We start from the raw sequence: 22389 nt of genomic DNA, 5'->3' as shown, positions 1-22389 counted from the left end.
CGGATCGTTATTCGTAACGTTACGGATGACATGCAGCGCCACTTCGACGTAAGCCGAAAATGGTCGCCGGCATGGTCGTGAGGAGAACGTGCCGCCTGCTACCGGTGTCTGAGCCGTGGGAATAGGTGCCGCAGTGTTGCCGGAAGCAGCGGAGCATCGAAACAAATTTATGAATTGGGATCCCGCAGCGACGCGATACGGCCTCGTTTCGGGAAGGAGAGATCGACTGCCGCGCGGGATCACCCGTCGGCTTGAGAGGAGGACCTAATGAACTGCACAAAGAACAGTCTGGCCCGCAGCGCATCGTCGCTGCTGCTCGCCACAGCAATAAGTCTTGCTACTACTGCGATCGCCCACGCGGATGTTACCTTGACGGCGATGTTCCCCTTCACCAAGGTGGACCCGGATTACGCTCGACTTCAGGAAACCTATGAACGGTTTCACGCTGCAAATCCCGACATCACGATCAATTTCGACTATCTCGATCACGACGCATATCATAACAAGATGCAGGCCTTGGCGATCTCGGGCAACCTGCCTGACATTCTCACGCTTTGGCCCGGAAAGCGCACCGGCTACCTCACGGGCCGCGGCTACGCCAAGGATCTGCGCGACCTGATCAAGCGCGATCGCGTTGACAAGCTCTTGCGCCCTGTGTCTACCCAGGCACAGGCGGCCACCGGCGAGGTTTACGAGATCGGCGTGCCCTTCGTAAACTTTACCAATGTGGTCTACGTGAACCGCAAGCTGTTGAACGAGGTCAAGCTCGACTATCCGAAGACGCTCGGCGAAATGATCGGACAATCGAAGGCCATCCGCGCTGCGGGATATCGTCCGGCCGTCTTCGGCGATCAATCGAGTTGGGTGCTGCAGTCCTGCCTGCTGTCGGTCATGGTCGGTCGCATGGGCACGTCTGAATGGTTTGCCAATGTCCTTAAAGGCACCGAGGGCGCAGCCTTCACGGATGCGCCTTTCGTTGGCGCCCTCAAGAAAATTCGCGAAATGGTTGACGCCGGCTTCATTGATCCCAGTGAGCCGTCTACGACACGCGAACAGGCGCTCTCCGCGTTCGTGAGCGGACGCAGCGTCTACTTTATCGGCGGCATTTGGGAGGTCGTGAACCTCACTTCGGCCTTGCCGCCCGACATGAAGACGGACGTCGAAATTCGTTCGCTTCCAGAAATCGAAGGCGCAACGCTCGCCAATTCCGACTCTTCCTCCGGTCAGCCCTCTACAGGATTTGGCATGTCGGCCAAACTCGACGACGAGAAGAGTGAAGCGGCATGGAAGTGGATCAAGTTCAATCTCGATCCATCGAATAAGGATATTGATGTCAAATACGGAATGCTGCCGATCTACGCGCAAGACGTGGGTGTCGGCGACATGCTGAGCGATCCGTTGGCGAAGAAGAGCTATGCCTTTTCGTCGTCCATCGTCCATGTGCTACCGGTTCTTGATGATCGCCTGGACGCCGAAGGGGTGATGCAGGTCGTCAATGCCGGATTGCAGGAGCTTGTTCTGGGTTCGGTCACGCCAGAGGAACTTGCTGCGAAATACGAAGCTTGGGTCGCTGCGAACGACAGCAACCGAAAGACCAAGTAGACCCCCGAGTGAAACGACCAAGCAGCCTTGGGGAATGCTCCCGCCAAACAATTGGCGGGAGCATTCCACGAAACCTATCCGCATCGATGAGAAGGAGTCTGACGTGGCTTCTGCAGCAAAATCCGATCGCATCAGCTATGCGATACTGACCGCACCGGCCCTGCTCATCTACGGGCTCGTGATCGTCATCCCGGTCGTCTACAGTCTCGTGCTGAGCTTCACCGACTGGGCAGGCGCGGGCATTCCGAACTTCATTGGCTTTACCAATTACGTCGTGATGTTTTCCGATCCGATCTTCTGGTGGGGCCTGCGCAACAACGGCCTTGTCATTCTCGTTTCACTGATCGGCCAGATCCCGCTGGGCTTCTTCCTCGCCTATGTCATTTATCGGCGTCTGGTCCGGGGTGCGGGCTTCTTCGAAGCGGTTATATTTTTTCCGGCGCTGCTAAGCCCCGTGGTGGTGGCCTTGCTGTTCGGCGTTGTCTTCGCTCCGACGGGCCTGGTCTCGCAGATCATCGGCCGCGCGATCAATGACCCGATGTTCTCGCTGACCATATTCAACTCGAAGACCACAGCAATTCTGCCTTACCTGATCGTGCTGCTTTGGATGTATACGGGGATCTATTTCATTATCTTCCTTGCCAACCTCCAAAAGACGAGCCCAGAGATGCTGGAGGCAGCGGTGCTTGACGGCGCAAACGAGTGGCGCATCCTGAAGTCCCTCATCCTGCCGCAGCAGGTCCCTGTATTCCTGACCTCAGCGATCTATGCAGTCGCCGGAAGCCTCAAAAGCTTCGAGATCCTCTGGATCATGACAAATGGCGGTCCGAGCTATTACAGCAGCGTACTCGGCCTCTATATGATCCAGAATACCTTCTCATTCTACAAATACGGCTTCGGCAGCGCCATTTCGGTGGTCCTCATCCTGCTCAGCGTATTTCTGATTTTGGTACTGTCGGCCATCGCCGCGCGGTTCACACGCGCCCATGAAGAAGGGAACCACTAGGATGTCGAGGTTCACATCTAGCCAGGCGATGGTTCCTGTGCCGTTTCGAGTTGCGGCCTACGCGGCACTCGGCTTCTTCACCATATTCACGACGTTTCCGCTTATCTGGCTTACCTATACGTCGTTCAAACCGGAGACGGAGATCGTTTCCAACATGGTGGCCCTGCCGGTCAACTGGACACTGAATAACTATATTCAGGCCTGGAAATTGGGCGAGTTCACTCACCTCTTCGTCAACAGCCTGATCTTCTGCGTGACCACGACCGTGATCGTCGTCTTGTTCTCTATTTCGGCAGCATTCGCCCTTACCAAAATTCCTTCCAGGCTGACCCCGATCATGTTCTCGTTTATCGTCATGGGGCTTCTGGTGACGATCTCGTCGTCGATCGTTCCGCTATTTATCGCCGAAAATTTCCTTGGACTTACCAACACACATCTCGGGATCATCATTCCCTACGTCGCCTTCAACATCTCGTTTGCCGTCTATCTAGCGGCGGCGTTCGTTCGTTCGATTCCCAATGAGTTGATCGAGGCTGCCAAGATGGATGGCGCCGGCTATCTCAGAATTTACGCGGCGATCGTGCTGCCGATGGCGCGACCGATCATCACGACGATCGCCATTTTTACGTTCCATGCCTGCTGGGTGGAATATGTGCTGGTTTACATGCTATCTTCGGACGCAACGATCCGCACCGTGCAGGTCGGGTTGAGTCTCCTCAAGGGGCAGCTCTCATTCAACTTCGGCTTTCTTTTTGCGGCGGTCGTGATCTCCAGCCTGCCGCTGCTCGTCCTCTACCTTCTGTTCAGAAAACACCTTCAGGCAGGATTCTCTATGGGCGCGGTCAAGGGCTAGGCAGCTCGTGTCGTCACTAATTTTCAAAAGCAGGAGTAACGAACATTCTTTGTGTAGAAATCCTTGGACCGCGTCAGGCGCAGGTCTCCCAACGGCCGGAACCGCAAGCCTCCGGCGATATAGTCAAGATCCAGGTCCTAGTCGCGCCCATGTGCACGGAATGGCAATCCTGGCGTTCTGGCAAGCTTTCGTGTGAGCTCGGTCATGAGGCGGTCGGCGTTGTTGTCGATGCTGCACAATCAAAGCGCCTGAAGGTCGGCGACCGCGTCGTTGTCATGCCGCATGCCGGCTGTGGCGTCTGCCCGGCTTGCCGCTCGGGGGAACATATCCACTGCATCTCGCAGCGCGATCTTTTGGACGAGACGGGTTCATCGTCCGGCATCGGCTGTTACGCCGAATTTCTGTTGAAACCGGACTACCTGCTGCAACCTGTCCCTGACGACATCGAGACGCATCACGCCGCAATGGCGATTTGTGCCCTCGGTCCGAGCTTCACGGCGATGCACCGCATGCACGTAACCGCACAGGATACCATGCTGATTTCCGGCTGCGGCGCCGTCGGCCTTGGGGCGATCATCAATGCGCGAACAATTGGCGCACGGGTCATCGCGCTCGAACTGAACCCTTATCGCGCTGCACTGGCGCAGGAGTTGGGCGCAGAGCTGGTCATCGACCCTCGCGCGCCGGACCTTATCGAGCAGGTGCGGGCCGCTAGCGGCGGCTATGGCGTGGATGCTGCCCTCGACACCAGTAACAATGAGGGCGCTCCAGCGGTTGTCCTGGAGTTGCTGCGGGCGCGTGGAAGGCTTGCCTTCGTCACCTGGAGCGGTTCGCTACCCGTCAACCGCATCACCGGCAAGGGCATCGACATATTCGGCGCTTGGCACTGGAACCATGACGTCTTTGCCGAAGAGTTGTTGCAGCGCGTGCGCGATGCCAGGCCGCTTCTCGACAGATTGACCACGCATCGCTTCGCGATGTCGGAGGTCGCGTCTGCCTTTGCTCTTCAGGAAACCGGCAATTGCGGAAAGGTGCTGCTCTATCCGGGCAAAATTGCTCAGGCATGAGGACCTCAGAGACAAGATGCGGCCGGAGAAGCGGCGCCCGCCCGCCAACAGAATCAATTTGGGAGACGATTCATGACGTTTAGACTCGGTGGCTATGGGATCGAATACGGGGGTGATCCCGAAGCTTACGCACGCGCGCATGTCGAATTCGGGTACAACGCGGCCTATATGCCGAACATCAAGCTCGAGAACCGCGATGAAATCGCAGCCCTGGTGAAGAGTTTCGCAGCAGCCGATCTCGTTATTGCCGAGGGAGGGGCCTGGAAAAACCTCATTGCCCGTGATGACGTGACGCGCAAAGCCAATCTCGAATATGCCATGCATCAGCTGGCTCTGGGGGACGAGTTGGGAGCAGGGGCCATTGTCGCCTACCACGGAACCGTCGGTCATCCGGGTGACCCGTGGCAGCTGAGCGACAATTACGACTATGGCCCGCATCCAGACAATCAAAGCGAGGCTGGATTCCAGCGTGCGGTCGATACGGCCCGCTATGTCATCGATATGGTGAAGCCCAAGCGCACCAAGTTCTCATTGGAGATGGTGCCGTGGCTGGTGACCGACACGCCGGAAAACTATCTCAAATTGCTGAAGGCGATAGATCGGCCGCAGTTCGGAGCTCATATCGACGCGGCAAATATGGTCATCTCGCCGCGGCTCTATTTCAATACAGGAAAGATGATCCAAGATTGTTTCGCCCTTCTTGGACCCTGGATCGTTTCGTGCCACGCGAAGGATCTGGTGATGAAAGGCGGACCTGGAACGATCTCTTTCCATTTGGATGAAGTCGTGCCTGGCGAAGGGAATCTCGACTACACGGCTTATATCACGGAGATTGCCAAACTCCAGCGCGAAGTTCCGCTCATGCTCGAGCATTTCGATGTGCCCGGTTATCGGCGTGGCCTCGCGCACATTAAGACGGTCGCCCGAGCCGCGGGTGTCATTCGGTGGTGATACTCGTCGATATGGGCTCGGCGGTGTGGTTCATGACTTGGGAAAAAAATGGCGCTTCCAGCGAAGACCTAATAACATCTGGTGATCGCCGACGTCCCCGAGGCTCCGATCGAGGGGGGGTGAAACGACCCTTTCCTGCATCGTTGCGGCAGGCGGAAAGGGCATGTTCGTAAGGACCGACATATTTTGACTTGGAATGACTTTAGTCGTTCGCCTTCAGCCGAATGCCGGGACCACCAGACCCCGAGTAGTCACCATCGAGGGAATGCTCATCAGCCGCCTGCACAGGGCGCTTCCCCTCGCGTAACGCGCCAGTTCACGGTCCAAACAGAGAATCTGCGCCTTTAAACCGGTATAGACCGCGAGCAGCGTGCCCACCGTGTGGCTCACACGCCCGATATCTCGTTCACAAGCTTCACTCACCAACGCTTCGAACGAGAGGCCATCAAGTCGCCGGGTTTGCGAGCGTACTTTTCGCGAAGAGGTCTCTTCCGGTGAACAAGAACTCTGGAACCGCGGTTCATTTCCAGGTGTGGACGCAATGGTGGGATGCGCCTATGACTATCAAGTCTTCGGTGTATGGAGTGTTGGTTTTGGTGTGGATCAGAACGATCGTATACACGGCCCAGTTAGAGTATCTAACGGCAGCAGAATAGCCTGGCATAGATCTGTCATTGGGGCGTCACCGGTTCGCTTCCCTTCAAGGCGATAGAGCTAGCATCCTATCTTGCGGCCTATCCTCTCGACCGTTATACTGTTTTTGAAAAACAGTATAACGCCGGAGTCGAGCTTATGAAGTCCATCGACCTCATGTATCAGACGATGCTCGCCGAGTTGGGTCAGCGCTCGCTCGACGCCGCTTGGACGGCCGATTTCCCCCCGGAGGGTCGATTCACCCCGGCGAACATCAAGGGACGCAAGTACTGGTACTTCGACATCCCAGATGGACATGGTGGTACCAAACGTCGTTACGTCGGTTCTGCTGATGATCCAGATATCGCGCAACGCGTAGCTGATCATAAGCGGGACAAGGACGATCTACGCGCTCGCAGGCGTTTGGTAAATACCCTGGCCCGCGAAGGCGGGATGATCGCCCCTGACGCTATGTCGGGCGACATCGTCGAGGTTCTTGCCGATGGCGGTCTCTTTCGGCTACGGGGTGTTCTCATCGGCACGGTTGCTTTTCAATGCTACTCAGGACTGCTGGGCGTCCGCCTTCCCATGGCTGCGATCCTGACCGGTGATGCGGACATCGCCCAGGACTACGCCATTAGTCGGGAGGTTGAAGACAGTCTGCCGCCGATCGTTGAGCTGCTGCAGCGCGTCGACGCCAGCTTCCGGCCAGTTCCACATCGATCGGGATCCGTAGCCTCGTCGGCGTTTCAGAATGCCGACGGCTACAGGGTTGAATTCTTGACGTCGAACCGTGGTTCGGATGATTACATTGACCAGCCGGCGAAGATGCCTGCCCTTGGTGGCGCCAGCGCGGATCCACTACGCTTTCTCGACTTCCTCATAAGGGAACCCGTCAGGACGATGCTGCTCCACCGAAGCGGTGTTCCAGTCGTCGTCCCCGATCCGTCCCGGTATGCCGTCCACAAGCTCATAGTCGCCAGCCGCCGACACACTGACGGGCAGGGGCTGGCGAAGCGAGAGAAGGACGTTCGTCAAGCTGCGCTGCTCTTTGAAGCCCTGCAGCAGACAAGGCGATCTGCCGACTTGGCGCTCGTCTACAACGAAGCATGGGAGCGCGGGTCTGCGTGGCAAGAAGGTATTCGAACCGGGGCGGGAATGCTGCCGGCACAAGATGCCGAGCGGCTCCGCACGGTCCTGATCGAGGGCGCAAAAAAAAACCGCGAAGAAATTGAACTTCCGTTTGGAGAGTAGGCTGTCTTTCGCTTCGAAAGCCAAGCAGTTGATTTAATCGAAACCGGCGAGGAGCGATATGTGCAGCGTCATTTTAGCTTCAAGGTGGCCCGGTTAAACTGGATAACCGGCAAAGGTCAGGGCCTTGATGACTTCACGTCTCGGGGCAGATCGAAAACTGCACCTCCAGCTCGCCTCGCTCACGAATGCGCACGGCGAGCTCTTCGACATTCCGATGTCGGCTGTCAAGAGCTGGACCGACTTGCACAACGGCAACTTTCGCGATCGCGCTTTTTCGAAGCTCCATTTTGCATCATCTGGATAAGAGGGCCGCACACCTCAAGCACGGCCGGTCGGCTAAAACCACTTGGGAACGCGCACCCGCGGAACATTGACTAATACCCTGTCCCGATCTGGAGCTTCGGTGGCGGCTCACGATCTAGGCCCGGTATGGGACGAGGTTTAGAACGTGACCGAATAGAACCAACGCACAATTGCGATAAGATGTTTCATCATTTCCCGTGGTTGAGGTCCAATGTCTGAAGTCGATTGGTTAAGCCATCTCCTGCAAATCGTCACCGTAACCGGTCAGCTCGAGGTCAGGTGTGCCTATGGTGCGCCGTGGCGCGTGGCCTGGAGCCGAGCGGCGGCGAACGAGATTCCCTACCACGTCATCGTCAAGGGGCGGGCCATTTTCGCGGATCCGGAGACGAGAACAGCGCGAGAGCTGGTGAGCGGAGATATTCTACCTCACGGTGCGGCGCATGTGCTTCACGACGGTAGTGGGCAAACGCCGATCCCCATCGATGCACCAAATTCCGAAAGCAGCTAGCTCGTTTCGCCGCCATTTCGCCTCGTGCCGGGGGATGAGGCGCCGAGCCTGAAGATTTCCCGTGTGGTCGAGGGCGATGGGGCAGGGCGTAGCCGTCGCATGTTCTGGTCAAACTAGACAAGATCAGAGAGCGGCTTGGCATTGTGAATGTGATTTCTGCCTGGCTGCCGAGCCGGCGAGACCGGCTGGCCCACCATTTGCGCCTGCATGGCAGGATCAGCGCTTGGCTCGATTCGTACGAGTCCAATGATTTTGTGCACGTCGATCCGGTGATGAAGCATCTGCGGACGACCACGTTTCCATTCTTGTGGAGCCAGGCGTTGAAGCCGACGGAATGGAACGAAGCGGAAGTGCGGGTCATGTCCCACGCTAGAAACTTTGGCATGCATGACGGGTATACAGTGCCATTCTGGGGGCCTCAGATGCGTGTTGCCTTCATATCCTTTGGAATCGATGGCCGCATCTTGGCCGAGTTCGAGAGGGATGCGCTGGATTTCGTTGCACTGCGCCTCAATAACTGGCTGAGCGAGAACATCGATGAACGCCGCCTAAGTCAGCCGAAGCCGTCGACAACGCTTTGTCGCCCCAGGAAATCGAAACGCTGCATCTGTCGATGAGAGGCAATAACTACAAGCAGATCGCCTACCTCTCAGGCCTTTCGACGCGGACCGTGGAAGGTTACGTGGCCACCGCTGTAAGGAAGTTGAAGGCCCATAATCGAACGGAAGCAATTCTGCGTGCGCTCGAACTTGGCTATATCAACTCGATCTAATTGCAAGGACACCCACGAGGCTTCTGCTTAACAAGACTCTTCCACCAAGGAGGTGGCGAGATGCTGGAGACGATTGTTGTGAGCGGCTGATGACGTGCCAGATAGTTGGAGACGCCGGTGGCGAAGCCTCATCACCGGTAAAGTGTTCCGCATCCAAGGACGCCAATTTTGGCTATGATGCGCGATCCGGCGAATTGGTCGACATGATCGAAATGGGCATTATTGATCCGGTGAAAGGCGTGCGCACCGCCCTTCAAATGCGGCGTCAGTTGCATCCGTTTCTGTTGACCACAAAAGCAATGATCTCGGAGTTGCTCAAGAAGCCCGCACCCGTGACCGGCTCTGTCCAGGATGGATCGGGTGAATTCGGGGACCTCGAGATGCAGGCCTCTTTCACTGTCCTCCACCCCCTGAACCGAATGAGGCTGGAAACTTTGCCATTTGTTGAGCGCGCCGTTTTTAACATTTTTGTTCCGAAGGTTGGAAGCCTTCAATCGCTCATCGCGCGATTGCGGGTGCCATCCCACGTCTGGCATGCGCAACGGCGTTCGCATCTTACATGCTGAAGCAGCGTAGCCGGTACCGTTGGTTCGGAAACAATTCGTAAAAGACGGAAATGTTCAGAGCATGATCGTGCCACGAACCGGTGAGTTAGTAGCGGGACGTCCTTCGAAGATTCATCGGCGATTGAACAAGAGCAAAGGCGCTTACTCGTGGCTGACATCAATAGACCGTCTTCTCCGATCCGAAAAAATGACAGTGCCTATCAAATCGAATGCAAATTCGCACTCGAGCCCTCACTTACCAGGCTTTTCGAAAAGGCACGCTCCGCCGGCTGGGACCCACAACACATTGCCCTCGCGGTCGCCGCGCTCGGTTGGGAGCTGCTGCTCGACCAACGCGATAGGATGCAACGTGAAGGATGCGGCATTGAACACTAAACTTCATCTGCTCCGCAGGACGGCTTTACCGAAGTCCTCGGTCCGTGCCGGCTGGATTGGAAGTACAGTCCTGCTGCTCACACTCCCGGTCCCCTCGGCTACATATTGCCGTGCCGAGAATGTCATCAGCGTTGCAGAGACCGGTGTCAATGTCACGCGGCATGTCAGGATCGGTCTAAATAAGACGCTTATCGTTGAAACTTCCCCAGGACGCTCATGACATTGTTGTTTCAGATCCTGGCGTGTCTGACGCGATCGTGCGAGCGACGCGCACCATCTTTCTCTTTGGCAAAAAGGTCGGCCAAATAAACATCTTCATCCTCGATGCGAACAAGCGGCTAATGATCAATATCGATATCGCGGTTGAAAGAGACATTGCCAGGCTGGAAACAGATTTGCGTCGTTTGATCCCGGATGCAGCCATCAAGATTGAGATTATTTCCGACAATATTGTTCTCACCGGTACGGTGAGGTCAGCACAAGATTCGGCACAGGCCGCCGATCTTGCATCCGCTTTCGTCAAAGGCGGGCAGGCGACGACGCGCAACCAAAAACGCGTCGAGTGGGGTAGTCAAGGATCCGTCGCCCTCGTTGCGGAAGATCGGCAGGAATCCAAAATCATCAACCTGCTTCGAATCGCAGCCGACGATCAGGCCATGCTTAAAATGACGATAGCGGAGGTAAAGCGAGAGATCCTCAAGCAACTGGGCTTTGGCAATGAATTAAAAAACGCAGGTGACTCAACGATTGCCCAGCTGGGAACGGCATCCTCGGATGCGACCACGGCGACCTCGGGGGCGGCCTATCAGCCCTATTCAGTGGATCCTTCGGCAAGTATGGCCTCTCAACGACACTGAATGCGCTTGAACAAGCGAAAGTGGTTCGAACCTTGGCCGAGCCGACTCTGACCGCTGTCTCGGGTCAATCGGCATCGTTTCAAGCAGGTGGCGAGGTCCTCTTTTCCAACACCGACAGCGACGGCAATACGACCCAAACGCCATACAGCTACGGCATCAGCCTCTCATTCAAACCCATCGTCCTAACGTCCGGTCGGATCAGCCTGCAGATCTCAGCCGAGGTATCCGAACCGGTCACCTCGATCTCCGGTTCATCCCCGACCTACGGGAAGCGTTTGACCAGCACGACCGTCGAACTGCCATCTGGTGGTTCAATCGCTCTGGCGGGGCTAATCCGAGATAATTTCAACAGGAGCTCCAACGGGACGCCGGTCTTGAACAAGATTCCGGGCTTGGCGCATTGTTTCATCTGACAAGCTTTGAGAGAAACGAGACTGAACTCGTGATTATCGCGCCACACGCAATCTGGTTCGCCCGGTCGCGGCAAAAGATTTGAATCGTCCTGATGACAATCTCAGTCCAGCTGATGATGCCACTCACGGGCTACTAGACCGGATCAACAAGCTCTACGGCAACGGCAGAACCTTGGAGCCGACGACGCAATATCACGGGGCCGTCGGCTTCATATACAAGTGACCGTTGCCAACTTTCTGACGTCCGGAAATACCCGGCCTGTCATGCACCCAACCTGCCTCTTCGGTCAGTGCCTTGGCATGCCAGCAGGTGAGCAAGCCCGACAAGAACACGGCGAAACGCAACGGGCTTCCGAGGTTTCGAGCTCAGCTCTCAGGTTGGCATGACTGGACAAGCGGCGCTCCTCACCCTTCCCGAACCACTGATCTCGCTCGCGCACCGGGCGTCCGAGGTCGCACCAGCAGGCACGATCGGTGCTCGGTCGTGGCCCGGAGCGGTCACACTCGTCTGTTTTTACTCAATTTTACGCAGCCTTTACGCTGCTTAACATTGAACCCGCTACCCAGGATGGCGACGTAGTCAGGAACCCGTCCATGGACATCGAGCTGAACGACAATAAATCGCGAAGGTCCCTCCCACCGTGGCGCGGCATCGAGAATCCACTCAGGACACGGTTGCTTTGCCTGATTGCGGGCCTGCTCGCCTCCGGTTCGTCGACGCCGACATTTGCCGACGACAGCTCGACCGCCACTACGTCGCCATTTCAGGTCGGGTCCAGCATCGCTGACACAGGAACCGGATACTCGCTGTTTCGCGGACCGCAGCACGGCTCCAACGACTATTGGATTGAATGCTCTTGTTCGAACGGCGCATTGGCGGTCAGATCGTGTCCTTCCTTGAGATATAAATGCTATTGCGCAGCTAAGCCCTCGATATCTTGCAGCCAATGATCTGCTCGCCCCGCAACCCAGCCATGCTCGGTTCTGAGCGCTTCGGTTCAACGGTGTCTGCCAGGATGCCGGCGTCTTGCGACATTAATCGCGTCGCACCTTCCCCCGATGCCGGCAACGACAGCCTCCCCCCGACGTCCGCCCCTACCGGTACCCTTCATTCGGCGCCTGCCGATTCTGTCGGCAACCTGTTTGTCGGGCAGCGGTCTCGGGTCGTGGACGGTGACGCCCTTTGTTTCTCCTGCCGTCCTGCCCAGGATCAAACCGGCCTTGGGACGATCTGCTCGCGCCGTCTTTCCGACCCTGCAGCACTGCGAGAACGGAGGCGAAATCACACACGATGGGCCCAGGGTCTGGGGATGGGATTGTTGCAGATTGCGAGCGAACACCGTCGGGAGGTTTGGGTTTGCGGCTGAGACTGGCGAGCGTTTTGGCACTGTTCCTGTCGGCTTTGGTTGGGCCTGAAGCGGCCGAACGAAAAATTTCCGATGAGGCCTCAGGGAGAATGGAAAGTGGATACAACCGCGCCGGATCGTTGGCGCCGAGCGCCGCTGCGCCGATCGAACAGCTCCTCGTCGGCGCCGATGGCATAAAGGAGAAATACGATGACTGGGGCGTTGAATGCGCGATCGTCGATGTCGGAAAGCAATGTGCCGCGGGTCAGTTTCATGAAGATCCGAAGAGCGGCGTGGCTGTGTTCGCAATTCAGGTCTACCCTTCTGAAGAGCTGGGTACGAGAGTCCTGATCAGGTTGCCGCTCGGATTGAAGTTGTCGGAAGGCGTGCGTCTAGAGCTCGATACGCAACCCTCAAAACAACATGCAGATGTTGCGACCTGCCTGCCCGAAGGTTGCGTCGTTCTTCTCATCATGCCCGACGGCACCATAGACATTATGAAAGCTGCGCAGGTGCTCACGGTCAGCGCCACTTCGTTTGCTTCAGGTGGAAAGCTGACCTTTCGGATCTCTCTGAAGGGGTTTCCTCGTTCCCTCGAACGGCTGGAGGAACTCCAATGATCGCGACGCTCCCATGGCGGATGCCGTTCCTCTCTCCCAACGGCTGACGGACTTCCGCGCATCGAACCATAGCCCGTGATAGCGCCGATCTCATGAGACACAGGGCCGCGGCGACGGCACACCATCATTCGGCAATCAAACGCTGCCTGTGAAGTTTTCGAATGCAGTGGCCCGAGCAGCTTAAAGTTTCTCGGCGATGTCGGGATGTTTCTGGAGGTTTCCCGCAGACGAAAACGAGAATTGGAAGCCGGCAATGGAAGAAGAAATCAATCATCGAGGTGGGCGATATGGACCATATATTAGTCGTTGATGGCGATCCGGAAATCCGCCGGCTGCTGGCGCGTTATCTTGTCGATCAAGGTTTTCGTGTCACCGCTGTTGGCTGTCGGCAGGAATGCGAGAGGTGGATCGATACCAGCAGGCCTGACCTGATCGTGCTCGACGTCCTGCTTCCGGATGGTTCGGGCCTCGATATCTGCAGGAACCTGCGCGCTAGCCGGTCTCGAATCCCTGTAATTCTGCTGACCGCATTGAAGGAGGAGGTGGATCGTATTATTGGCCTGGAATTCGGAGCGGACGATTATATTGGCAAGCCGTTCAATCCCCGAGAACTCGTGGCAAGGATCAGGGCGGTCTTGCGACGAGCCGCTGACGCTGAGGACGCTGACACCGACGTCAAGGTCTTCAATTTCGCGGAATTCGTCGCTGACACAAGCACCCGGCGGGTTTGTAAGTTGCTTGGCCCGGAAATCGAGTTGACCGCGGCCGAGTTCGACCTTTTGGTGGTCTTTCTTGAGAGGCCGGGCCGACTGTTGTCACGAGACCGGCTGCTTGATCTGACACAAGGGCGCAAGAGCGAGCCTATGGACCGATCAATAGACGTCTTGATGAGCAGGCTGCGACGCAAACTTGGTCAAACCCAAAGTGGCCCCCTTTTCCGGACGATTAGAAATGGCGGTTACCAGTTCACGGTTCCGGTCAAGGCAGGCATCCCTGGCGGGATAGCTAGCATTGCGGCTCTCACCGGCAACGGCAACGTTCGCTCCTTATGAGCGCGCTGGAGATTTTTGTCGTCTCAGCTTGCCAACGAAATTGCCGGTGGCGGTCGTGTTCATCAACCGCCGAGGTCGCAGGTGGTAACCGCCGGTCAGTTGTCCAGCTGCCGCTAGGTGGCAGACGGGTCAGGATTGATTACTTGACCTTACATGCCGGCTCGACGTTGGCTTCGGCATCCGGAAAAAGTATTCGTTATCGAAAACGGTGGCAGCTACAGCTTAAACTGAATAGCCCGCAGTTTCGTAGACACCTTACATTCTTGGCGAAATACGGGGCCACGCGTTAGCCGACAGCTCGATCGACAATAGGTGACGCAACCGGCGGCGTTTTGCGCTCAAGGACTATAGGCGACGGAACACCTTGTGACCGGCGTGACCGCGCGCGCGTCGTGGTATCGCCAGGGTATGGACCGCCGGCGCAATAGTCGTTATTTGCACGCCATGTTGCGATGCTGAAAACGTCGCTGAAACATCATCGCAGATACCCAAGGCTTTTTTAAAGTGAAAAAAGTGCAGCGCAGCTTTGCCGTCGAGTACAAATCAGGTCGGCGAAAACTCAACTCCAAACCGAGCTCGATCTGGGCAGACACGGATCTCAAGTCCGTTGCGCAAGATATGCAGGACGAGGAAATGCCATTTATGTCATTAGCTCCTCATGCACGAAGCACCGGAATGCTTGTATCCGAAGAAGAACAGGCCGGGCCGTTATTGACACTGCCGATCGAGCAAGAGACAAATGCATCGGCTTTACAGGAGACCATAATGGCCGACGAAAAAGATACGACAACCAATGCTGACACGCCGGCCGCCGCGGCGCCCGATGTAGCGAAGAAGGTGCGCAAACCTCGCGCCAAGAAGGTGGTGCCTGAAACCGCCTCAGCCGCCGTTTCTGTGCAACCGGCAGCGGCTTCGGGTGCCAAAGCTGGAAAGCAGACCAGAGGACGCAAAGCAAAGCCTGACGAAGGGGCGACGAGTGCCAAGCGTGTACCTGTCAAACGTGCTCCGAAGGCTGTGTCGATAGCGGCTGCACCGTCGGTGGCGGCAGTTGATGAGGTCGCGGATCTTCTGCAGCTCGAAGAGGAAAACCAGAGACTGCGCAAGCTGCTGACGGAGAAGCTCCGCGCTGAAAATGCCGATCTGCGAAAGCGACTCAACCTCGGTTGATCGGCAGCAGACGGTCAAGCGCTGGCCGCATTCTCATGCTTATTGAAGTGAAGATTTTGGCGGCGGTTCGTTCTGCCGCCAACGTTTTTGCTCGCAGTTTGCATACGCAGTAGAATTTGAGGTCGAATAAAATGGCGTCTCCATGGAAACTTCTTGCTGGGCTGGTGTCACGGCGACGCCAGCAGAAGCAAGAACACGGCTCGACCGATGACGTGAAGCCGGACGTAACAGCCATCGCCAAGCCAGCTGAAACAGCAGCAAACAACGCATTGAACGCCGCAGACTTTCCAGCCGACGAAAAGCCGGCTGCTCACGGCCATTCCGCGGCGGTGTCAGCCGACCCGGACCATGCCGAAGAAGAGGCAAGCAGTGCTGATCACACGACAGATGTCGAAAGCGCCACGCTCGAGAAAGCGGCTGATCCGGCATCATCCAATGACGTCGCCATAGCCGCGCAAGCCGCGCCCAAGCCCTCGCGGATTGACGAAGGTACAGCGCGAAAACGCAGCAGACAGGCCAAGAAGGCGGAAGTCGTTGATGTCGTATCGCAACCATCTCCACGGGTTGGGATCACTTCCGACGATGCAATCAGCCTCGATGGAGAAATCAGGCTGCTGCGGGATCAGTTGGCGAGGAAGCTTCGGCTGCAAAACGCACAACTGAGGAGGATGCTGGATCGGTTCGAACGCTGAATTGTAATTTCTCATAGTACCCAATGGGGCCAAAGCGTTTGGCTCGGAGCGGGGATGAGCCGCGTTGCATAAGGTCGATCGGCCCGGCCGTCGAATGATCGAGCTGGCAGCTGGGCTCTGATATGGGCGTGCTCAATTCCGATTGCGTCTGTCTTTGCCGAAACGACTTGGCGGTCCGTCCGTCCTCCCAATCAGCCCGACGGACTGGTTGGCAGTGCCATACGTGAAGTCATCCTGGCCAGTTTGCCCGACCACGGTCCGACGAACATCGCGTGACGTGACGACAATTGCAAAGGCCACCTCGTGTCGTCGACCACATCGCTGAGAGATTTGAAACGACATAGCTCCGGCTTTGCTTGCCGCCCCGAATAAGAGCGCGATCGACCATTGCGGCCGGCGCTTGACCCATTCTCGTGCCATGCCCGGACGTTCAGGATGAGGATGTCGATTGGCGCGTGATTCTGTCGTATCGCCCGCGGTTGATCTGCGAAGCTGGCGACGGAATCCGGCTCGCGGATCTGCCATGTCTGCCTGCCAGAACCTTCCACTTTGATTGCAGCCATCGCGTCCTGCCCCGGCTTTTGGTCCTGCCAGGCTCGCGCCGCCGGCAACGGCTTTGCCGTCCTCCACTGCGTTTCGGCCCCGCGGGGTGCAGGCAGCGCTTGCAGCCCGGCATTCGGACCGCCGTAGCAGGTCGCGATGGCCGCGACCTCGAAACGGAGGTTCCAACATGAGCAGGCAGCAATCCAATCAACGATCCGATATCTACAGCCGCATCACCAACACGATCATCGCCGATCTCGAACGGGGCGTGCGGCCATGGACCAGACCCTGGACGACGGGACATGCGACAGTCGAGGTCAGCCGGCCACTGCGCCATAACGGCCAACCCTATTCCGGGATCAACGTTCTGCTTCTCTGGTCGCAAGCCATCGCCCGCGGCTTTGCCTCGTCACGCTGGATGACGTTTCGCCAGGCAATCGAACTCGGCGGCGCCGTTCGCAAGGGCGAAACCGGCACGACCGTCGTCTTCGCCAGTTCGTTCATCCGCACCGAGACGACCGAGACGGGCACCGAGATCGAACAGGATGTTCCGTTCCTCAAGGCCTACACGGTGTTCAACATCGATCAGATCGCCGGTCTCAACGGTCGCTTTGACGACGTCGCACCTCACCCCGATCCGCTGAGCCGGATCGGCGATGCCGGCCGCTTCCTTGCCAATACCGGCGCGCTGATCCGCCACGGAGGATCGGCTGCCTATTATGCCGCTCAGCGTGATTACATCCAGATGCCATGCCTGGATGCCTTCCGGGACGATACTTCCTATATCGCCGTCCTCAGCCACGAGATCACGCACTGGACCGCCGCACCGCGACGGCTTGATCGCGATCTCAGCCGCTACGCGAAAGACCGGAGCGAACGCGCCCGCGAGGAACTCGTTGCCGAGCTCGGCAGCGCGTTTCTCTGCGCCGATCTCGGCATCGTTCCCGAGCTCGAACCACGCCCCGACCACGCAGGCTACCTCGATGGCTGGCTGAAGGTTCTGGGCAACGACAAGCGCGCCATCTTCTCGGCGGCAGCACATGCGCAGCGCGCCGTCGACTACCTGCATTCCTTGCAGCCGGAGCTCGACGAGGAGGAGGAGGCGGCGTGAGCCGTCTCTTCCTTCACTCAACTGTCTCTTCCTTCAATCAGGCATGTGAGACGCGGATGCCGATCACCGCAGGACCCGATAGCCTCGCGACCGCTTTTTGCGCAAAAGCGTGAGCAGGAGATCGACGGCTTTTGCCTCGCTATCGAAGACATGGATCTTCTGCTGCCCGCGGCTGCCGATCCGTCCCCAGCTGCGCACCAGCGATGTCCCGCCGAAGAGGTTCGGCTCGATCGACAGCGCGTAAAAACGGGCCATGTTCTTCGATGGATCGATGCGTTCGATGTAAAGACGATAGGGCTGGACTGTCATGCGGGCAGAATCGCAAAGACCAGTTGCTCGCGTCCAACGACATTTGTGAATCGGTCAGGCGTGATCGATTCACGTTGGTGATGTCGCCTCGTCAGATCTGTGACGCAGTGAACAGCCCTGCAAATTCCGGATCGGCATAATAACGCAGCTTGGTGGCCGCGATCGGCCGCTGGCCGGCGATGAACAGCAGCTCACTACTTGCCGGCAGATTGCGCACTTCGTCGGGCGTCAGCAGCGGGCGAGCGACATGCTGCTCGGCGAAGGAGAGGCCGGTCCTTTCCGAGTCGAGCGCGCGCGCCGCCGTGTTGAACACCACGGTCTCCTGGCCAAGCAGATCGGAGACCAGACGGGCGCTGTCGTGATCATTGACGCCGAACACTTGCAGCACGCCGGCGTTGGACAGAAACGTGCCGGCACGCTGGCCATAGGTGGCGCGCAGCTGATGAATGTCCTGGATGATCGGCCAGAGTTGCACACCGTAACCTGCCATCAATCCCATGGCCCGTTCGATCGGCGCCAGATGACCAAGGGCGGCGAACTCGTCGAGCAGATAGAGAACCGGCGGGGTCGATGGATGCGGCGAGGGTGCGGTTCGCGCCATCTCGGTCAGGCTCTGGGCCACCAGCAAACGCAGCCAACGCGAGTAGGCCGCAAGCCTGTCTGGCGGCAAGACCAGGAACACGGTCGCCTTGTCTGCCTTGAGGTCACCGAACCAAAAATCCGATCGCCCCAACACCCCGGTCATGCGCGGACTGTCGAGGAAATGCGTATGTCGCTGGGCTGCCGACAGCACACCGCTGGCTTCGCGATCCGACTTGCCGAGATGACGGTTGGCGGCCCGCGCAATCAGTCCGTTGACCGCGTCACTTGCCTGCATCTCGTCCAGCACGGCACGGAACGCTTCCGGCGCCAGCGTCAGCAAGTGCCTGAGCATGGTCAGCGTACGCCTGTCGTCTGGCTGGCTGGCGATCACATGCAGCAGCAATCCAGCGATCAGCGCCTTGGCTTCCTCGTTCCAATGGGCGTCCCCCGAAAGACCGGGTTCGTCGAACACCAGTGCGTCGGCAAGTGTCGTTGCATTCTCGGCGACGTCGACGCTGTCTTGATCAACGCCGTCCATCGGATTGAAGGCAGCCGAAGGTTTGCCGGTGATGCCAAACGGATCGACGATATGAACCGGCCCGAACTTCTCTCGTGCATCACTGGCGATGATCGCGTTCTCGCCCTTCGGATCAATGCAGATGATCGAGCGGTCGGCGGTCAGAAGGTTCGGGATGATGGTGCCGACGCCCTTGCCGCTGCGCGTCGGCGCCATGGTCAGAAGATGAGCCGGTCCGTCATATCGCAGCAAGCGACCGGAACCTTGCGCGCGGCCGATCAGCAGGCCACTGCCCGCCTTTGTCAGAGGCGCAATCTCTCTTCGGCCGGCAAAGCGCGCAGACCCATGCGTGTCGTCCACCGCCGATCCAAAATGCGTGATCAGCGGCGCGGATAGCAGCCGAATGAGCAGCACGATGGCAAAGGCCATCACCACCCAGTCGCCGATATGCCAGATGACGTCACCCCTGTGGCCGCCGAGGATCACGCGCCTGAGGTAGTCGATCCCGAAGTAGACGGTGAACACGACAAGCAAATAGCCAAATGCACCCATGACAAACGACTTGGCATATCGCAGCGGAAACGTGATGAACGCGACGATCGCCCAGAGCGGATCGCGGGCCGCCATGCGCATCATGTTGCGGAGAGCGATTCTGATCTGGTTGGCATGGATCATCATACCGCACTCCCACTGCCGATATAGCTGATAGACGGCTCATTTGCCTGCGGCTTCAGCAGATCGTCGAACAGATCCCGATCGCCATCGCGCGTGAGGAACTTCGGCAGTTCGGATCTGAGCCAGGCTGCCAGTCCTCCGCCGATCTGAACATCGCGATCATTCTCCAGCCGATGCAGCACAAGTGCGCCGATCAACACCTTGCGGCGCGTATCGATGGCGCGCTCCTGCTTGCCGAGCCGGATCTGCAATGTCTTTCGCTGGGCCTCGAGTTGCGCCAGCCGTTCGCCGATGGATTTACGTGCCACTGTCATTGTCTCCCTTCTCGTCGATGAGCGATTGAACCGGCGCCATCAGGACAATGGCTGTCCCCAATCGCATGCGCAGATGCTGCGACGATGGATGCATGTCGGCTACTCGCAAATCTGCGCGTGGAAGCAACCGGGTGAACGGCTTACGAGGTCATCGGGAGATTGCCGCGCGCTCCCACCAGTGCCCGAAGGAACGAAGCGACGAAGGCACAAGGGCGCACTTACGAGTTGCGGGGCAACTCAAAGCGCGGACCGGCGGCCAGCTCAACAAGGGGAGGGCGATGGCGATTTATCACTTCAGCATGAAGCCGATCGCCCGCAGTGGCGGGCGCAGCGCCGTGGCGTCCGCCGCCTATCGCGCCGCCGTGAGACTGACGAACGAGCGCGATGGGCTGACGCATGACTTTAGCAACAGGACAGGTGTCGAGCATGCCGAGATCGTCTTGCCCGCAGGCGTCAGAGCCGATTGGGCCAGAAAACGATCCGCTCTGTGGAATGCCGCCGAGAGCGCTGAGAAGCGCAGCGACGCCCGGATTGCCCGGGAATTCGAAATCGCGCTGCCGCACGAACTGACGCCGGATCAACGCCTGGTGCTGACGCGGGCGTTTGCGCTGCATCTGGCCGATCGCTATGGCGCTGCCGTCGACTTCGCGATCCATCGGCCGGGCGAGGGAAGCGACATCAGAAACAGCCATGCGCATCTGATGATGACGACGCGTGAGGTGACGGAAGCCGGTCTTGGCGACAAGACTATGCTCGAGCGGGAAAACAGATGGCTTCTCGCCAATCACCTGCCGCCATCGCAGCTGCAGCTGAAGGAACTGCGCCAGGCGTGGGAGCATCTGGCCAACACGCACCTTGAGAGGGCCGGCCTCGATATCCGTATCGACAACCGCTCTCATCTGGAAGCCGGGATCACGATCGAGCCGACCGAACATGTCGGTGTGCATGCGACTGAGATCAATCGGCAGGGTGGGGCAGTCTCGCGCACCCGCATCTCACCGCAATCGGCCGAGCGAAATGCCGAGACCATCCAGAGGCGCCCGGATGAAATCCTGAAGCTGATTACCAACGAGAAGAGCGTCTTCACCCGCTATGACATTGCCAGGGCTCTGCATCGCTACATCAATGACGATCCGCAGACCTTCCAGAATGCTTTTGCCGCGGTCATGGCGTCAAAGGCTCTCGTCGAGTTGAGGCCCGAAAGCACGGGCCTTCGGGGTCGCGATGGCGAGGCACGCTATTCGACGGTCGAGATGGTGGCGATCGAGGGCGCGATCGCCAGCAATGTCATGGCGATGAAGGCGCGCCAAAACCACGGTGTCTTCAAGCGCAATGTCGATGCAGCGATCGCCGAAGAGGACAGATCGATCCAGGCGGGAAATCCTTCACCGGGGCAGGGGCTGTCGGCGGAACAGCGCCATGCGATCGAGCATGTCACGGGTCCCGGTCAGATCGCCGTGGTGATCGGCTTTGCCGGTGCCGGCAAGAGCACGATGCTGGCGGCTGCCCGCCACGCCTGGGAAGCGCAGGGCTATCGTGTTCATGGCGCGGCATTGGCCGGCAAGGCCGCGGAAGGCCTGGAGCAATCGTCCGGGATCGCAAGCCGCACATTGGCATCGTGGGAATATTCCTGGCAGGCTGATCGCAGCCGGCTCAATGCTCGTGACGTCTTCGTCATCGACGAGGGCGGCATGGTCGGCAGCCGGCAGCTCGCCCGCTTCGTCGACGAGGTCAAACGGGCCGGCGCCAAGCTCGTGCTGGTCGGTGATCATGAACAGCTTCAGGCGATCGGAGCGGGCGCGCCGTTTCGGGCGATCGCGGGAGCCGTCGGCCATGCGCAACTGTCGGAAGTCCGCCGGCAAAAAGCCGATTGGCAGAAGCAGGCTTCGATTGACTTCGCATCTCACCGAACTGCAGCCGGACTGTCGGCCTACGTGGCACGGGGAAGCGTTCATCTGAAGACGGATCGCGCTGAAACCCTGAAGGCGATCATTGCCGATTACGTCGCTGACCGATCGGCACATCCCAACGACACGCGCATTGCGATGGCCCATCGACGCGACGACGTCCGTGCCATCAATGCCGGCATTCGTGCTCGGTTGCAGGATCGCGGTGAGCTGGCAAAGGGCAGCAACCCGTCTGGCGATAAGGGTGAGGAACTGAGTTACCAGACCAGCCATGGGAAGCGATCCTTTGCGCGTGGCGATCGCATCGTCTTCCTGGAGAATGATCGCGACCTCGCCGTCAAGAATGGCATGTTGGGCGAGGTGATCGCCGTCGCGCCGGACGCAATACAGGTTC

General features: G+C 58.3%; 21 protein-coding genes and 1 pseudogene. 18 read left to right on the top strand and 4 right to left on the bottom strand.

Features of this window, described 5'->3' with window-relative positions:
- Positions 1 to 267: 267 nt before the first annotated feature.
- From G9X64_RS06895 to G9X64_RS06825, 16 genes and pseudogenes are all read left to right on the top strand, one after another.
- Positions 268 to 1602: an extracellular solute-binding protein gene (locus G9X64_RS06895; RefSeq protein ID WP_171376237.1), complete on the top strand. Its 1335-nt coding sequence runs from the start codon at positions 268 to 270 to the stop codon at positions 1600 to 1602.
- Between the two features lie 103 nt (positions 1603 to 1705).
- Positions 1706 to 2608 (top strand): carbohydrate ABC transporter permease, encoded by a 903-nt coding sequence (locus tag G9X64_RS06890; protein WP_205917435.1) that lies wholly within the window; start codon positions 1706 to 1708, stop codon positions 2606 to 2608.
- A 1-nt stretch (position 2609) separates the two neighbouring features.
- Positions 2610 to 3461, top strand: coding sequence for a carbohydrate ABC transporter permease (locus tag G9X64_RS06885; protein ID WP_168311150.1), 852 nt, complete (start codon positions 2610 to 2612; stop codon positions 3459 to 3461).
- Positions 3462 to 3505: 44 nt separating this feature from the next.
- On the top strand, positions 3506 to 4528 hold the full coding sequence (locus G9X64_RS06880) for a zinc-dependent alcohol dehydrogenase (protein ID WP_168311175.1): 1023 nt from the start codon (positions 3506 to 3508) through the stop codon (positions 4526 to 4528).
- Positions 4529 to 4696: 168 nt separating this feature from the next.
- The gene (locus tag G9X64_RS06875) at positions 4697 to 5479 is read left to right on the top strand and encodes a sugar phosphate isomerase/epimerase family protein (RefSeq protein ID WP_246270918.1); all 783 of its coding nucleotides are present in this window, start codon (positions 4697 to 4699) and stop codon (positions 5477 to 5479) included.
- Positions 5480 to 6271: 792 nt separating this feature from the next.
- Positions 6272 to 7366, top strand: a complete 1095-nt coding sequence (locus G9X64_RS06870; protein ID WP_171376236.1) for a nucleotidyltransferase family protein — start codon at positions 6272 to 6274, stop codon at positions 7364 to 7366.
- Positions 7367 to 7880: 514 nt separating this feature from the next.
- A pseudogene (locus G9X64_RS06865) lies at positions 7881 to 8147 on the top strand (cupin domain-containing protein); the annotation flags it as partial.
- A 134-nt stretch (positions 8148 to 8281) separates the two neighbouring features.
- Entirely contained in the window at positions 8282 to 8794 is a 513-nt protein-coding gene (locus G9X64_RS06860) for an autoinducer binding domain-containing protein (RefSeq protein ID WP_281360123.1), read from the top strand.
- Complete coding sequence (locus G9X64_RS06855; RefSeq protein ID WP_171376234.1) at positions 8791 to 8949, top strand: response regulator transcription factor; 159 nt, start codon at positions 8791 to 8793, stop codon at positions 8947 to 8949. The genes G9X64_RS06860 and G9X64_RS06855 overlap by 4 nt, the downstream gene beginning before the upstream one ends.
- A gap of 89 nt (positions 8950 to 9038) precedes the next feature.
- Complete coding sequence (locus G9X64_RS06850; protein ID WP_168317117.1) at positions 9039 to 9515, top strand: hypothetical protein; 477 nt, start codon at positions 9039 to 9041, stop codon at positions 9513 to 9515.
- A gap of 569 nt (positions 9516 to 10084) precedes the next feature.
- Positions 10085 to 10747 carry a pilus assembly protein N-terminal domain-containing protein gene (locus G9X64_RS37255; protein ID WP_376766388.1) on the top strand — a complete coding sequence of 221 codons (663 nt, stop codon included), beginning with the start codon at positions 10085 to 10087 and terminating at the stop codon, positions 10745 to 10747.
- 20 nt (positions 10748 to 10767) lie between these two features.
- Positions 10768 to 11160 carry a secretin GspD/PilQ domain-containing protein gene (locus G9X64_RS37250; protein ID WP_376766387.1) on the top strand — a complete coding sequence of 131 codons (393 nt, stop codon included), beginning with the start codon at positions 10768 to 10770 and terminating at the stop codon, positions 11158 to 11160.
- Positions 11161 to 12541: 1381 nt separating this feature from the next.
- A complete protein-coding gene (locus G9X64_RS06840) occupies positions 12542 to 13126 on the top strand; it encodes an invasion associated locus B family protein (protein WP_246270917.1) in 585 nt (194 codons plus the stop codon).
- A 287-nt stretch (positions 13127 to 13413) separates the two neighbouring features.
- The gene (locus G9X64_RS06835; RefSeq protein WP_168317205.1) at positions 13414 to 14178 is read left to right on the top strand and encodes a response regulator; all 765 of its coding nucleotides are present in this window, start codon (positions 13414 to 13416) and stop codon (positions 14176 to 14178) included.
- Between the two features lie 504 nt (positions 14179 to 14682).
- Positions 14683 to 15345 carry a transcriptional regulator gene (locus G9X64_RS06830; protein ID WP_168311155.1) on the top strand — a complete coding sequence of 221 codons (663 nt, stop codon included), beginning with the start codon at positions 14683 to 14685 and terminating at the stop codon, positions 15343 to 15345.
- A 131-nt stretch (positions 15346 to 15476) separates the two neighbouring features.
- The gene (locus G9X64_RS06825) at positions 15477 to 16037 is read left to right on the top strand and encodes a hypothetical protein (RefSeq protein ID WP_168311156.1); all 561 of its coding nucleotides are present in this window, start codon (positions 15477 to 15479) and stop codon (positions 16035 to 16037) included.
- Between the two features lie 191 nt (positions 16038 to 16228).
- Here the strand turns inward: G9X64_RS06825 and G9X64_RS06820 are convergent, their stop codons facing one another.
- Complete coding sequence (locus G9X64_RS06820; protein ID WP_168311157.1) at positions 16229 to 16600, bottom strand: hypothetical protein; 372 nt, start codon at positions 16598 to 16600, stop codon at positions 16229 to 16231.
- Positions 16601 to 16767: 167 nt separating this feature from the next.
- On the opposite strand from G9X64_RS06820, the gene G9X64_RS06815 reads away from it, so the two are divergent.
- Positions 16768 to 17691, top strand: coding sequence for an ArdC family protein (locus G9X64_RS06815; RefSeq protein WP_171376233.1), 924 nt, complete (start codon positions 16768 to 16770; stop codon positions 17689 to 17691).
- 63 nt (positions 17692 to 17754) lie between these two features.
- On the opposite strand, the gene G9X64_RS06810 is transcribed toward G9X64_RS06815, so the two are convergent.
- From G9X64_RS06810 to G9X64_RS06800, 3 genes are all read right to left on the bottom strand, one after another.
- A complete protein-coding gene (locus G9X64_RS06810; protein ID WP_168281160.1) occupies positions 17755 to 18000 on the bottom strand; it encodes a WGR domain-containing protein in 246 nt (81 codons plus the stop codon).
- A gap of 91 nt (positions 18001 to 18091) precedes the next feature.
- The gene (locus G9X64_RS06805; protein WP_171376259.1) at positions 18092 to 19774 is read right to left on the bottom strand and encodes a type IV secretory system conjugative DNA transfer family protein; all 1683 of its coding nucleotides are present in this window, start codon (positions 19772 to 19774) and stop codon (positions 18092 to 18094) included.
- The gene (locus G9X64_RS06800; RefSeq protein WP_171376232.1) at positions 19774 to 20088 is read right to left on the bottom strand and encodes a mobilization protein; all 315 of its coding nucleotides are present in this window, start codon (positions 20086 to 20088) and stop codon (positions 19774 to 19776) included. The genes G9X64_RS06805 and G9X64_RS06800 overlap by 1 nt, the downstream gene beginning before the upstream one ends.
- A 278-nt stretch (positions 20089 to 20366) precedes the next feature.
- Here G9X64_RS06800 and traA point away from each other — a divergent pair.
- A partial coding sequence (gene traA / locus G9X64_RS06795; RefSeq protein ID WP_171376231.1) for a Ti-type conjugative transfer relaxase TraA occupies positions 20367 to 22389 on the top strand: 2023 nt, incomplete at its 3' end.

This window comes from Rhizobium sophorae, assembly GCF_013087515.1.
GTDB lineage: Bacteria > Pseudomonadota > Alphaproteobacteria > Rhizobiales > Rhizobiaceae > Rhizobium > Rhizobium sophorae.
The sequence above is the reverse complement of the archived record's forward strand: the minus strand, read 5'-3'. Positions and strand labels throughout refer to the sequence as shown.

What these genes read in the sequence shown, in the direction of transcription:
- G9X64_RS06895 (WP_171376237.1), top strand. Translation starts at nt 268, where the DNA reads ATGAACTGCACAAAGAACAGTCTGGCCCGCAGCGCATCGTCGCTGCTG.
- G9X64_RS06885 (WP_168311150.1), top strand. Translation starts at nt 2,610, where the DNA reads ATGTCGAGGTTCACATCTAGCCAGGCGATGGTTCCTGTGCCGTTTCGA.
- G9X64_RS06875 (WP_246270918.1), top strand. Translation starts at nt 4,697, where the DNA reads ATGCCGAACATCAAGCTCGAGAACCGCGATGAAATCGCAGCCCTGGTG.
- G9X64_RS06870 (WP_171376236.1), top strand. Translation starts at nt 6,272, where the DNA reads ATGAAGTCCATCGACCTCATGTATCAGACGATGCTCGCCGAGTTGGGT.
- G9X64_RS06855 (WP_171376234.1), top strand. Translation starts at nt 8,791, where the DNA reads ATGAGAGGCAATAACTACAAGCAGATCGCCTACCTCTCAGGCCTTTCG.
- G9X64_RS06850 (WP_168317117.1), top strand. Translation starts at nt 9,039, where the DNA reads ATGACGTGCCAGATAGTTGGAGACGCCGGTGGCGAAGCCTCATCACCG.
- G9X64_RS06835 (WP_168317205.1), top strand. Translation starts at nt 13,414, where the DNA reads ATGGACCATATATTAGTCGTTGATGGCGATCCGGAAATCCGCCGGCTG.
- G9X64_RS06825 (WP_168311156.1), top strand. Translation starts at nt 15,477, where the DNA reads ATGGCGTCTCCATGGAAACTTCTTGCTGGGCTGGTGTCACGGCGACGC.
- G9X64_RS06820 (WP_168311157.1), bottom strand. Translation starts at nt 16,600, where the DNA reads ATGGCTGCAATCAAAGTGGAAGGTTCTGGCAGGCAGACATGGCAGATC.
- G9X64_RS06815 (WP_171376233.1), top strand. Translation starts at nt 16,768, where the DNA reads ATGAGCAGGCAGCAATCCAATCAACGATCCGATATCTACAGCCGCATC.
- G9X64_RS06810 (WP_168281160.1), bottom strand. Translation starts at nt 18,000, where the DNA reads ATGACAGTCCAGCCCTATCGTCTTTACATCGAACGCATCGATCCATCG.
- G9X64_RS06805 (WP_171376259.1), bottom strand. Translation starts at nt 19,774, where the DNA reads ATGATCCATGCCAACCAGATCAGAATCGCTCTCCGCAACATGATGCGC.
- G9X64_RS06800 (WP_171376232.1), bottom strand. Translation starts at nt 20,088, where the DNA reads ATGACAGTGGCACGTAAATCCATCGGCGAACGGCTGGCGCAACTCGAG.